Raw genomic sequence first — 12207 nt, forward strand, 5'->3', positions numbered from 1 at the left:
GCACACGACTACCCGAGGGCAATCTTGTCGCCCTCGTGGGTTCTTGAATGGTTTAGAAGTCTACGACTTCAGATTCTTTTTCAGGTTGGTCATCCTCTCCACGGAAAAAACGCCCTTGCGCAATTTCCAATTGCTCACCTTCCGGCTGTTGCCACAAGGATGGAGCTTCGAGAAGTTCAACTTGGCCTGTCATGGTGTTTCCTCCTATATCCCCGCTGCACCGGGAATAAGCTCGCGAAGAGATCCCGTGCAGGGGTAAGCATTGAAGCTGGAGGGTGCCTTTGACTGGTTAGCGTGCGAACACACATACCGAAATGGCGGGGAGATACACGTTCCTGGAACACGTCTACCTTGCAGGAGCAAAGGACATGCCTGGTATCTCGAGATTGTGGACTGATCAGACGATCGTCCAGTCTGTTCCAACAATGTCTGTGCTCATCTAACTCGAATTCGAGTATCGAGTCGCACCCCAGAAAACCTCGGTGAATTCACCAACGTAGTCTGGGTTTGCTCTTTCGGAGAAAGGCAAATGGGACAGACACTTTTTAGCCGAGCACATCCTAGTAGTCAAGATGTCCAAGGTCGAAACAAAGCTACTCTGGGTTTAGCATGCGAAAAAAAACCCCAGACCAGCAAAAGCTGGACCGGGGTTTCTTGAGCGCTCACGCACAGGCACTGAGCAAGCCATCTGCGTTGACTGGCTTGAAGCCCATGAAGATCCCACCTTCGCATGCTTTCGCACGCAGGAGGTGGAAGCGTTGCGGCAATGGCTGTCCAACGACCTTCTCAACCACGATGATATCTTCCCAATCCTGGCCCTTGGCTCCAGGAGTGTGAATCACATCGGGCAGCATGAAGGCCACCTCGAACCCTTTACGCATCAGCTCAATAAAGAGCTTCCACGCAAAGGTTTGTCCATCGCCATATTTCCCACGTGCTTCGTTGTATGGGTCGTTATCAGACCAGATAACTACCCTATCGAATTCAGCACGATCGACAAACAACGTCGCCAGAGTGGTGCAGGCATGCGCTACTCGAACAGACTCGCCTGTTGCCAGGTGGATTGCCCATCCTTTCTCTACGCCTTCGGTCACATGCAGCGTCCTGCAACCTTCAACGTTTGCTACTCGGATTGACGCTCCTTTGAAGCCAGACAACGGGGAATCAATTTTCTTCACCTTCGAGACACCTTCCAGCTTATGACCATCCGGAGTCAGGTAGATCTTGTGGAAATTCACCACTCGACCAGTCCTGCTCCGAAACGCCGACACGATGGCCGGGAACCGACCGATGAGCTCCTTCACAACCTGACCATCTTTCTTACGGGTTTCGTAATACTCGAGGGCCGGGTGGAATTTCACGTCACCAAGGTTGCTGTTAAGCGGGATACCGCGGTGTTGAAAGTACAAACGGCCAGGAAGAGCATCCGGGTGGGTTAGCGAGATCAAACCTTCTGCAGTCTTGATGTGCTTCGCCTTCCGCTTCTGCTCATCCTCCGGACTTATGCCAGCCCGTGAATTGACCACTACAGGAGTGACCTTACGGGTATAGCTTTTGCCGTTTGTTAGTGCATCTCTGACTTTGAACATTACGTCGGTGAAGTTGCGACCGACGCCGTCCAGGATCAGAAGCTCTACTGGGTCCCGGCCACCGTCCTGCAAGCAGGAGCAGATAGCGCGGTCTTCGTAGCCCGGCTTGTTTGAGAATCTGAAATCACTCTTCCCTCCCCCATTCCGGTGACGGTGTGGGAAAGGGCAGTCGACCAGATGTCCATGGTTCTTGAGTGCAGCATCGAACGAGCTAGTCAAACGTGGGATCACGTTAAGCCAACCGCCGTTGCTCTTCACCAGCTCCAGGACTTCCTCAGACAGTTTCGGACGATTGTCGTCTTGACGATCCATAGCTACCTCCAATTGCAAGGCAGCCACGTCCCCTTAGGGATGGCTTGCCCTAAGGGTGGGAATTGCGCGAGCGCGAGTTTTTAAAGAACCCAGCTCCAGAATTCTGGGACTGGAATCTTCTCCAGACATCCGTGCGGAATTTCGCATGCGAAAGCTGGGGGAAAGATCACCTCCAACGCTAAGGAGGCCCCCAGCTGAAATCAAGGACATGAAGTCTACAAATGCAGAAAGGCCCGGTGCATCGCTGCGCCGGGCCTTTCGTCTCATCTGTCTAGGGCACCTCTAATACAGCCTGCAAAGGTTGTATTAGGGGTGCCCTTGACTAAGTCATAGGGCACGAGATCAGCATTCAACTCCAGCAGCTTCAAAGGAAGCACATCTGTCGTGTTGGACCTTCGTCATTGTGTTTCGCGCATCATCTCCCTGAAAAAGGAAGAGAGCAGCAGAAAGCGCAAAGGCAAAGGTGAGTGCATATTTCATGTCGTGGTCCTCAATGTGAATTGAGACGACCACTACCCTCCCGAAGGCGATGTGGATCGCCCTAGGGGTCGAGTGAGATTTGCTTAGAAAACACTCTGCGACGGAATAGCGAATGATGAGGCCAAGGGGGCACACACCAAACACCAAACCGAGCGAATGTCACCACAACGCAGCAACCAGCTCAGCAAAATTGGCGAATGGGCGTGTTCACACCAAAACGCAAAATCGCAGAGTGAAGTCCTTTACGAACTCACGCGACACTGACTTGTTAAAGAACGTGAAGCAGGTAGATCACGATGATCAAGATGCAATGCACCTGGAACATCGCAAAACGATGAACCAAGTGAAAAGCACCAGGTTCACCTTGAAGCGAGATGATCAGAACGGCGACTGAATACAGTCACTGAACCAATCTCCCACCACAACCCTTGAATTCAAAGGCGGGGGCGGGTTGTGATCAGCTATCAGTGAGTTCACCAACAGCGGGAGATCACGAGAAAACGCCTTCACGATAGGTCGCCCTACCCCGCCATTCAAGTACGCCGTGTCCCAAAATGAAAAAGGGCGCCTCAATTGCTTGAAGCGCCCTATTCCCCTACTGAAGATTTAGTTCAGCCATCGGTCTCCATCGCTGCGACGCTGACGATATCGATCTGATCCACCTTTATCTGCTTGGGCTGTTGTGATCCGCCGATCATCAGCATGCACCATGCCTTGGAAGGATCTTCGCTGACGCGATCATTCATCAAATACCCGGACGCTACCGCACTGTCCAGTGCAACCTTGATACCGATTACCTGACGCTCCGCAGTAATCGGTATGTATCCCTTACCATTCTTCTTCGAAGAACTATTCGGCGCAGCGGCCGGCCCCTGTTCCTGCGAAGGGGTGGTTACAACTGCTGGCGTATTTGTCTCGCCCTGGCCCTGGGCTTTTGACTGCCCCTCGGGTTTAGCATGCGAAACTGGGGACTGGTCGGTCTGACCAGGAGGGTTCGCCTGAGAAGAATTACCACCCTTCCCTACCCCATCTTGAGCTGGATGCCCGACTTTTCCAGCTTGGTGTTCAGTTTGCGGTTCTTGTGCCGGAGGAGCTTTCGTGGGCACTGTCTTGCCTTTTGCTGCTCTGACCGCATCACGTACTTGCTGCCTGCTGATGGAGCCTTCCGCTTTTGCCCTTTCAATGAATGCAGTGAACGTCTCGGGCTGAAGGTTCTTCAGTTGCTTCATTTCCCGTAAGACTTCGCTGTCGCTCGTAATGCCTCCTTTGATCAGGTCAACCAGTTCCTCGGGAAGGTCTGCGAGTCCCAAATGAATGGAGATGTAGGTCTCGCTTTTCCCCATGTAGGTAGCCAAGTCCTGGTTGGACAGGGGCTCCCCAGCAGCCTTAGCTTCAGCTTTGGCTTCAGCCAAGGCTTGACCAACCTCATAGGGGTTGAGATTTTGCCGCTGCTCGTTTTCGATCAGCTGCGAGAGGATCTCCTTGGCCGGCGTGCGTTTCTTGCCGTCAACGATAGCTTTCAGCTTAAAGCCTGGGCGAAGTACCGCAGCGGCATAGCGACGACCGCCTTTCTTCAAGGGGTACTTCTGAGTTTCAGGATTCATCGGACCAACGATGATGGGGGTTTGCTGCCCTTCGTCATCGTAGCTAGCTGCCAGTTCCTCGATCTCCTTGAAGTCTTTCCTCACCTGAGGTTTGACTTCGATCTGATCTACGCTGAGGAGAATAATCTGATTCTCCTGTGCGGCCCGGCCAAGGTCCATCAGGTCATTCAGTCGAGTCAAACTCCCTAGGTCTAATGTCTTAGCCATTAGATTGCCCCCACTTTCTTAGCGCGCGATTGGCTCTTTTTCTTTACCGGCTTTTTCTTCCGAGGCACCTTCGGTGCGATCACCACAGGCGTGATTTCTACGCCTGCTCGGTGCGCCATTTCCTCCATCAGCCTGATCATTTCTACGCCGGTCTCACGCTCAGCACCATTGGTTCGCATGCTCCAAACGGGCTTGCATTGGCGCAGCGCGGTATCAATTGCCCCTCGGATCGAGAGACTGTTTTGAAGAATTTTGGGACCAACTACTTTTCGCAGGTCCTCCAACGACTCGCGGTGAGCGTTCACGCGAGTGTTGTATTTGTTGCAGATGATCCCAGTAGGAGTGATCTGAGTGCCGAACAACGGCCCGACCATATCGAACGTCTCGATTAGAGAAATCACGCCATCTACAGCGAACGCCGCCAGCTCCACAGGTACAAAGATGTGATCCGATACCACAGATGCCGCAATCATCCGCACCCCATTGGTAGGTGGGGTGTCGATTACGATGTAATCGTAATCCTCTGCCAACTTTTGGATGTGCTTGGCAAAGGGACCTACCGCCGACAAGCCAATCTGCTCTACTGAACTCAACTCATCGTCTTTGTTCAGGGCATAAATCAAGTCGGCGCCGAGTGCCGTCTGGAGGGGCTTGAGATCAGGCAGTTCTTCTTTGAAGAGATGCGCGCTGCGGAGCCCTCCATTGCGGGAATCAGGCGCGAGTCGACTGGAGAAGTTGCCTTGGCTGTCCAGGTCGATACCCAGCACGCGGTATCCCTGCTCTACCAAGTAAACCAGCCAATGGAAATCGATCGTCGTTTTGCCTACGCCGCCCTTCTGGTTAGTAACAGCATGGACGTCGGCGAGCAGTTTTCTCTTCTTGAACGGGATTGCGGCCATGTGAGGCTCCTTGTCTGCAATGGAGTCCACTCTAACCGCATTGCAGTCCATTTCAAGTCAAAACACCTGCTTTGCAGCTTTTTTTCATGGCGGCGACCGCATTGCGAAATCTAAAAACAAAAAGGGGCGAATCCCCTCGCCCCTTCTCACTGAGTTTCGCATGCTAAACCGGCGTTACATCGGCACCTCTTGCGGGTGCACGGTCGCATGATTGGTATTGGTCGTGCGGTTTAAATACTCGACGCGCTTCGCTGCAGCGAGCTTGTCGTAAAAGCGCCCCATGTAAAGGTAGTACGTGCTCCCTTTGTGTACCGGTTCGAAATCCTTGATCCCGTAAGCTTCCAGGTAGCGCTGGAACTTCTGCCAGCTACCTTCATCCTTATAAACGTAGAGGACGTCGTAGATCACACGTGACTTTGGGGATACTACGATCGGTGCTGGGGACTGTACTGAAGATGTCACAGGGCCGCCGGCAAGCACCGCGCTACCAGCATCTGAGCCCCTCTGAATCACAACCGGAGATATCTTAGGCTCGAACTTGGCCACAGTTACTACTGGTGCCTGCTTGGATGCGATAGCCAGAGGCTTCGCATCTTGTTTGACCGGCTTGTCGTCAACCTTGGCGTAGGTGGTTGGCTTTTCACCATAGGAGCCTGCGTAGACCGCTCGACCAGTGACGACCGGGGCCACGACTGTAGCCTTTTTGATTTCAGCGCCGGCCGTCAAGGCCGCTACCTCTGTCCGGGCTTTGGCGGTGATTTCAGTTTTCTCACGCGCGAGTCGTGCTTTGATTTCGGCGATTCGGCTCTCTGTTAAGCTCCCGATCTCAGGCGAAGGCTGATCCGTAATTGCTGCTGTTACCGCCACAGGTGTCTGCAGCTGACGGGAGAGATCAGCCAATCGTTCATGCTCTTTCTGAGCCGCTGCCAATTTCGTCTCAAGCTGGGAGAGTTGCCCTTTCAGCTCACTAATCTGGTTATTGATTTCAACAACCGCATTTGCTGCTCGCCGTTCAGCGTCCGCGTTAGCTACCGCCATTGCAAAGCGTTGCTTCTCAAGAGTGCGGGAGCTTTCCGCCTTTTGTTCCGCAAGCTGAGCTTTCAGTTTCGCCAGATCGGCCTGCTTGGCTGCATCAGCAGCTTTCAACTGCTCAATCTCAGCCATTGCTCGATTCTCAGCCTCGAGTAATGCGCGGTCACGGTCATTCTCAATGATGGACTGGCGTATGGCCGCCTTTGAATTCTCTTCAGCAACCCGGGCCTGTGAGGCCTGGGTTGCCGCTTGGAACTCTTCAATCCGGCTCGACTCAGTTGAGGGAGCTTTACCCGAGCCTAGATCCTGTTCGTAGGCTGTTGTAGAAAGCGACGCCTCCAAGGCCTGCTTTTGCTTTTCGAGCGAATCAATCTGATCCTTGAACTCGTTCAGGCGGCGCATGTAGAGAATCTGCGATTCGGTGTACTTCTGGCTACCGAGACCATCCTGGATACGTTGATCGTACTGGGATTGAGGCTCGATGGAAGCTAGCTCCACCGGCTCATGGGTGGAGGTACAACCGGCTAACACTGCCGTCAGAGCGATAGCCAGCAGAGTTGGCACCGGGAATGGTCGGTTTAGCATGCGAAATTATACCTTCGGCCTCTGGCTACCCGCAGGATGGTCGGCAAGGTTCGGCAGGGCCATAACAATGGCTTCTGTCGTAATAATGGAAACGGAGTGCCCAAATTCGAGGGTAGGGGCTAACACTCGTCGACTTTGATGCCTAGCCGCTCCAGAAGCCCTGCGAATTGATCGTCACCTGTCATGAGAAAGCCCATCTGCCAATTGCCACTCGGTGTCTTCTGAATCACACAGGGATACCCCGTGTGATCGGATACCAGCCGGGTCAGACGTGCGATGTCGGCGTCTTGCTTGGGCAAGTTGACCTTTGGCTTAGGCTTGTTGAGGTGCTTGGCAACCTCATCTTCGATCTTCTTAACGCTCCACCCCAGCCTTACGGCTTTCGTCGCGACTTCACGTTGGATGCCTTTCGAGTCGAGTGAGCACAGCGGGCGAGCCTGAGTCGCCGTGAGTTTGCCGTGGATCAGGAAGTCCTTGGCAGTGATGTCCAAGGTGAGCAACCGCAGGTAGTTGGAGACGTGCGACCTGCTTTTACCCAGCTCCTTGCCTATTTGCTCGTGGGAGAGACCGGTTTCTTGTATGTCTGCATAGGCTTGAGCTTCTTCGATCGGGTTGAGTTGCACCCGGAGAACGTTCTCTACAGCAGAAATGAAACGGGCCTGGTTATCCGTGTAGTGCCCGATCCGACAATGCAGGCGGGGGATCATCTTGAGTTGCGCCGCGCGCCAACGTCGTTCGCCGGAAATGATGAAGTAGCCGCCCTGAGCCCGGGGACATAGCACCACCGGGGTTACATTCCCCCCGGCCTTGACCATGCTGTCACCTAGCTCTTCCAGCTCTGCAAGAGTGAAGTTCCGACGGGTTTGCCAGATGCCAGGCTGCATGAGATCAACATCGACGTCTCGGTGCTCAACAGGTACTAGGTTGATACCCAGGCAATGGGACTCTGTGGGGTTGATTCCGGTCTCTGATTGATACACGTGAAACCCTCGTGCGTTCGTGAAACATGATACACGAGGGATAACGGATTGGCCGCAAAAATCAACGCCCTAATGAGCTGGCCACCTGAATCGTTGCATCTTCGATTAGTCCCCAAGGCCGCCCTGCAGGACGTAAGCAGATCACCAGGCCAGGAGACTCGCCTCTGGAAGTGTAGGGTAGGGGGTGAGCAATGTGGGATGGATCATCGTCCGGCAAGAACCCATTCGAAACAAGTGCATCAATAACCGGTTTGCAGGCCGCGGTAACACTTTCTGGGTCGAGCAAGCTGCTCTCACCTGTGATGTATACCTCCTCGACCAACAGAGGATAGGTCGCAATGGCTATCCATTCCTCGAGAACAGCCTTGTAGGTGTATCGAAGGGCCTCCACTCGTTTCAGCCATGTGTTCTTCAGGCGGGTGGCCTTGGCGTCGTGGACGCGGAGCATGGTGTTGAGAGAGACCAGCTTCGCCCCGGGGAAGCAAATGGTCAGTACCCTGGATGTAGATTCCAGGCTAATCCTGTCTTTCCTCCCATCCATATTGGCGGTTTGGACTTTTTCGAGGCGCTGGACGGCCTTGCTCGGCTTTTTATCAGCAGGGGAGGGCGGGGTAGATGTTGGCTCGCTTTGGAGCTGCCTTGCAATCCGCTCCAGAAATTTGGGATCACTGGCGAATGCAGCCCGGTGGTTTGACTTACGCATAGGTCCTCCAGAAACAAGGGAGGACCATAACCGTGCATTGAGATATGACCAGTTTTTACCTGCTTGAGGTCGGTAAGGGCAGGTACGTCCAGAAGAGGGCACCTCCTGAACATTATTAGGGCATGAATCAGGAGTTGTTCCATGTCCAATATTCGATCTGTCTGCATCGTCGACGACTCCCCCGGAATGCGGAAGATGGGGGCCGGCTTTCTGCAGAAAGCTGATATCGAGGTTCACCTCGCAAAGGATGGGTACGAGGCCCTGCGTGTTATTCGCGAGGCTAGGCCTGATGCGTGCTTCATCGACATCGAAATGCCTAACCTGGACGGATTGAAGCTTGCCTCAATCCTACGAGCTTCGACTCAATTCAAGCACCTACCCATCGCCATGCTTTCCAGTGCGAGTTCACCTTTCGACATACAGAAAGGGCTCTTGGCAGGCGCAGATCTCTACCTGACCAAGCCGTTCACAGGCGACAAGATCGCGAAAGCACTCATTGATATGGAAGCGATTATCGATGAGCAGTGATATCTCCAGCGGTCGTTACAAGTGCATTGGGTATCGGATCGGCGATACCTACTGCTTGAGCCCTTCATTGGCGGTAAACGCCATCACTCAGGTTCCTGTTAGTCCCACGCAAGTGCCCGGAACGAAGCCCTGGTTGCTCGGGGCAACCAAGCTGGATGGAGACATCATTCCTTTCGTGAACATAGCTCGGTTCCTCTCGATCCCTCAGACCATGTCCAGGGCAGAACACAGTAACCCAGTGGCTTTGATCGTCCGGGGCGGAGCTGATGTGGGTGACGTAGGCGTCATCGTAGATCAAGTGGTTGGGTTCATCCCTTCGGGCAACCTCACTGACGCCCCAAATGCCAATTTGAAGATCCCACCCGGGTTAGGTGCTTGCCTAGTCGGAGTCGTAACAGGCGACGCCCGGACGTGGGCTGTCATCGACATTCAGGCGCTAATTGCCGATCCCAAAATGCAAACGATTGACCTCACATGAGACAGGACCGCATGAGCAACAATTTTTCCTTCGTTCCCCTTACCGCGGTCCTGCTGATCGCAACTGGCAGCGCGGCTGCATGGACTGGATACAGCTTCCTTAAAGACACTCGGGCTGATTCCTTCTATGTGGCTGAAACCTACGAACTGAAGTCCGCCGCTATGCAAACCATCTACTTGGCAGACAAAGCAGCGGCTGATGGTGCATATGCAAGCCAGCTCGTCGAGGCGGAAAGTCAGGTAGAGCGCGCCCTGATGCATCTTCGGAATGGAGACCCAATCAAGGGTATTCCCGGCGCACCGGAATCGGTACTGCGTAGCCTGGAGTCCCTGAGTGCTTCCTGGGATGGCATTGCCCCCTCGATCGCCAAACTGATCAGTGGACAGTCTGGGACCGAAGCCTTCAGCCTATCCGCCAAGGAGGCGAAGACGGCCGTTGTGAAAGTGATTGAGAGTGGCCGCTCGGCTGAAGCGCTGCTATCTAAGCTGAATGCTACTTCCCAGCAGAAGAGCCAGCTGGCTCAGGCCCTCACTGAGCTGGAAGCTGACGTAGCGGGAGTCACTGCTACTACAGTGGTCGATGCCACCGGGCTGCAAGGCGCAGAGGCAGGGGTTAGCAAGTATTTAGGCGCGCTCACCGCATTCGGGAATTCGTTGCCTCGTGACAAGGCAATGATGGATGAGTTGATCAAAAGCTACCGAAGCGCTCAATCCGCTCAGAGCCTGATCAGCCAGGCAAGCGGCCTTTCCGCCAACTCGGCCCAGAATCTTCCGCATGCTAAAGAAATCTGGCAGGCACGGGACAAGATCGCGTCTTCGACAGATACCTTGATCGCTTCGGTGAAGGCTTTGCCGGATGCACGGGCCATCAACCCAACTCTCGTGGCAGTCCTGGGTGCTCTAACTATCGGTCTCGCGATCCTGAGTGTCCTCTTGGTGGCTCGTGTATCTGCTTCTCGGGCTCAGGCGGTTGAAACCCGCGGCAGCACGATTGAGGGTAGTCAGCGTGAACGGTCCAAGGAGCTGAGTCTCCTTTTGACTGAAATTGAGCGAGTAGGGCGGGGAGAGTTGGACCTTACCCTGACAGATGATCGCGATTCCACCAAAGAGATCGCGAAACTGCTCAACCAGGTATTCGCGCGGTTCCATGAGATTTTCACCGAAACCAGCCAGACCGTAATGGGGCTTGCTGCGGCGACGGAACAAACCATCACCACAGCTCGCAATGTTGACCGCAATCGTGACGAGCAATTCCGGGCGATCGAGCACATCAGCTCTCTGATCGCAGACATGAATACCTTCATCAATCTGATCCAGCAGCTCATGGGTGATACCCAGCGCGTTGCCAACAGCGTGGCTAACAAAGTCCACGCCGGCAGTGAGTCTGTGAATGGTGTGCACGAAGGTATTTTGGTCCAGACCCAGCACCTGAACTCTATCCAGCATCGAAACAAGCATCTGATCGAACGGTTCCAGATGCTGGAAAGGATCAGTGAGTTCGTAAAAGAGGTTGCGACAAAGTCCGAGCTGGTTGCTTACAACGCCTACCTGGTATCGGACCAAGTCGAGGGCAATACCGAGCTGTCCCGTGCGATGGCTAAGAGCGGTGAAGCGGTCCAGGACCTCAGCACCCAGTCGAAAGCTGTGGTGAGCGAGATTGGGCAACTGCTCAAGGACATGAATGAAGCTGCTCGCGATACCCAGACCGCTGTTGACATATCACTGAGCGAAATGCAGGGCCTGCTGACCCGCTCCAATGCGGCGCTCGCTTCCCTGAAAGACATTCAGAGCATTACTGAGAGCCTCACCACGAGTGTTGACGACGTCAATCAGCGGACCAATAGCCTCATTTCTCAGTCGTCCGAGGTATCCGAGACGATGAGCTCTATTCGTCACTACGCTTCCGAAAACTCGGCTGCGAGCGAGCAGACTGCATCTGCAATGAACAACCTGAATCGCCAAGCTCAGAACCTGCACAGTGGCATTCAAGACTTCTACAGCAAGCAACGCGAACGCGCATGAATACAGTCGATGATCTGATTCTCGATGAGGGGATGGCCAACTCTTGGATGAAGATCATCGAGGAGCGCTTTGCCATCGAAATTGACGAGCACCGGCGTGTTGCCTTTGCGAGGGCCCTTACCAGTTTCGCATGCGAAACTGGTGAGACCCTCGAAAGCCTGTTCAAGCTGTTCGTGTCTGGGCGTTTGGAGGAAGCGCAGAGATTCCAGATTCTGCACCTGGCGACCAATCACGAAACTCGGTTTTTCCGATATCCCCCATCGTTATCTGCTATCCGTGACGCCTGTGCTGATATTCGTAGACCTCCCAGAGTCTTGTCAGTCGGTTGCTCAACAGGTGAAGAGCCCTACAGCATCGCATGCACATTGCTTCGCGCTGGACATGCAGCATTTCATGTGCATGGCACCGATGTGTCCCAGCCATGTATCGATAAAGCGCGGCAGGGGATCTACCGCGGGCACCCCGAGATACGACTCGATGTCGCTGCACCACAAGGCCAGCATGAGGTCCGGTTTCACGCCTGGATACGAGACATGGTCACCTTTGAGCAGCACAACATTCTTGCTGAGCGTCCGGTGAACTTCACCGCTCCTGACGTGATCATCACCCAGAACATGCTGATCTATTACCGCGTCGAAACGCGGCACCTAATACTGCAGAAGCTGGCGGCCATGTTGCCGATTGGGGGGTACTTACTGACCGGCCCCGCAGAGGACGGTAACTGGAATCCGCTGGGGTTGAAGCGACTCCCTAACCACCTTCTCAATCTCTTTGTAAGGGTTGCTTAGC

At 54.1% G+C, this 12207-nt stretch carries 12 protein-coding genes; 4 read left to right on the plus strand and 8 right to left on the minus strand.

What is annotated here, in order from left to right; all coding sequences use genetic code 11:
• Nucleotides 1-52 precede the first annotated feature (52 nt).
• The 8 genes from VQ067_RS31120 to VQ067_RS31155 form a co-directional block, all read right to left on the minus strand.
• On the minus strand, nt 53-193 hold the full coding sequence (locus VQ067_RS31120; RefSeq protein ID WP_019439024.1) for a hypothetical protein: 141 nt from the start codon (nt 191-193) through the stop codon (nt 53-55).
• Between the two features lie 469 nt (nt 194-662).
• On the minus strand, nt 663-1901 hold the full coding sequence (locus VQ067_RS31125; RefSeq protein WP_010792592.1) for a DUF7146 domain-containing protein: 1239 nt from the start codon (nt 1899-1901) through the stop codon (nt 663-665).
• Between the two features lie 342 nt (nt 1902-2243).
• Nucleotides 2244-2381, minus strand: a complete 138-nt coding sequence (locus tag VQ067_RS31130; RefSeq protein WP_153274579.1) for a hypothetical protein — start codon at nt 2379-2381, stop codon at nt 2244-2246.
• A gap of 611 nt (nt 2382-2992) precedes the next feature.
• Nucleotides 2993-4144, minus strand: coding sequence for a ParB/RepB/Spo0J family partition protein (locus VQ067_RS31135; protein WP_223198331.1), 1152 nt, complete (start codon nt 4142-4144; stop codon nt 2993-2995).
• Nucleotides 4145-4191: 47 nt separating this feature from the next.
• Entirely contained in the window at nt 4192-5091 is a 900-nt protein-coding gene (locus VQ067_RS31140) for a ParA family protein (RefSeq protein ID WP_010792594.1), read from the minus strand.
• Nucleotides 5092-5265: 174 nt separating this feature from the next.
• A complete protein-coding gene (locus tag VQ067_RS31145) occupies nt 5266-6687 on the minus strand; it encodes a hypothetical protein (protein ID WP_223198330.1) in 1422 nt (473 codons plus the stop codon).
• Between the two features lie 140 nt (nt 6688-6827).
• Complete coding sequence (locus tag VQ067_RS31150) at nt 6828-7688, minus strand: ParB/RepB/Spo0J family partition protein (protein ID WP_010792597.1); 861 nt, start codon at nt 7686-7688, stop codon at nt 6828-6830.
• A gap of 61 nt (nt 7689-7749) precedes the next feature.
• Nucleotides 7750-8391, minus strand: a complete 642-nt coding sequence (locus VQ067_RS31155) for a hypothetical protein (RefSeq protein ID WP_019439026.1) — start codon at nt 8389-8391, stop codon at nt 7750-7752.
• Between the two features lie 141 nt (nt 8392-8532).
• Here VQ067_RS31155 and VQ067_RS31160 point away from each other — a divergent pair, with 141 nt between their 5' ends.
• The 4 genes from VQ067_RS31160 to VQ067_RS31175 are packed head-to-tail and all read left to right on the plus strand — an operon-like array spanning nt 8533 to nt 12206.
• On the plus strand, nt 8533-8919 hold the full coding sequence (locus VQ067_RS31160; RefSeq protein WP_010792598.1) for a response regulator: 387 nt from the start codon (nt 8533-8535) through the stop codon (nt 8917-8919).
• Nucleotides 8909-9397 (plus strand): chemotaxis protein CheW, encoded by a 489-nt coding sequence (locus tag VQ067_RS31165; RefSeq protein WP_019439027.1) that lies wholly within the window; start codon nt 8909-8911, stop codon nt 9395-9397. The genes VQ067_RS31160 and VQ067_RS31165 overlap by 11 nt, the downstream gene beginning before the upstream one ends.
• An 11-nt stretch (nt 9398-9408) precedes the next feature.
• Nucleotides 9409-11418: a methyl-accepting chemotaxis protein gene (locus VQ067_RS31170; RefSeq protein WP_340080968.1), complete on the plus strand. Its 2010-nt coding sequence runs from the start codon at nt 9409-9411 to the stop codon at nt 11416-11418.
• A complete protein-coding gene (locus VQ067_RS31175) occupies nt 11415-12206 on the plus strand; it encodes a CheR family methyltransferase (protein WP_019439029.1) in 792 nt (263 codons plus the stop codon). The genes VQ067_RS31170 and VQ067_RS31175 overlap by 4 nt, the downstream gene beginning before the upstream one ends.
• Nucleotide 12207 lies beyond the last annotated feature (1 nt).

It is taken from the genome of Pseudomonas sp. KBN12P06040, from assembly GCF_037574965.1.
Taxonomy (GTDB): Bacteria; Pseudomonadota; Gammaproteobacteria; order Pseudomonadales; family Pseudomonadaceae; genus Pseudomonas; species Pseudomonas aeruginosa.

Bases quoted from the DNA above. Each gene is read 5' to 3' on its own strand.
- VQ067_RS31120 (WP_019439024.1), bottom strand. From the start codon at position 193: ATGACAGGCCAAGTTGAACTTCTCGAAGCTCCATCCTTGTGGCAACAG.
- VQ067_RS31125 (WP_010792592.1), bottom strand. From the start codon at position 1,901: ATGGATCGTCAAGACGACAATCGTCCGAAACTGTCTGAGGAAGTCCTG.
- VQ067_RS31130 (WP_153274579.1), bottom strand. From the start codon at position 2,381: ATGAAATATGCACTCACCTTTGCCTTTGCGCTTTCTGCTGCTCTCTTC.
- VQ067_RS31135 (WP_223198331.1), bottom strand. From the start codon at position 4,144: ATGGACCTTGGCCGGGCCGCACAGGAGAATCAGATTATTCTCCTCAGC.
- VQ067_RS31140 (WP_010792594.1), bottom strand. From the start codon at position 5,091: ATGGCCGCAATCCCGTTCAAGAAGAGAAAACTGCTCGCCGACGTCCAT.
- VQ067_RS31155 (WP_019439026.1), bottom strand. From the start codon at position 8,391: ATGCGTAAGTCAAACCACCGGGCTGCATTCGCCAGTGATCCCAAATTT.
- VQ067_RS31160 (WP_010792598.1), top strand. From the start codon at position 8,533: ATGTCCAATATTCGATCTGTCTGCATCGTCGACGACTCCCCCGGAATG.
- VQ067_RS31165 (WP_019439027.1), top strand. From the start codon at position 8,909: ATGAGCAGTGATATCTCCAGCGGTCGTTACAAGTGCATTGGGTATCGG.
- VQ067_RS31170 (WP_340080968.1), top strand. From the start codon at position 9,409: ATGAGCAACAATTTTTCCTTCGTTCCCCTTACCGCGGTCCTGCTGATC.
- VQ067_RS31175 (WP_019439029.1), top strand. From the start codon at position 11,415: ATGAATACAGTCGATGATCTGATTCTCGATGAGGGGATGGCCAACTCT.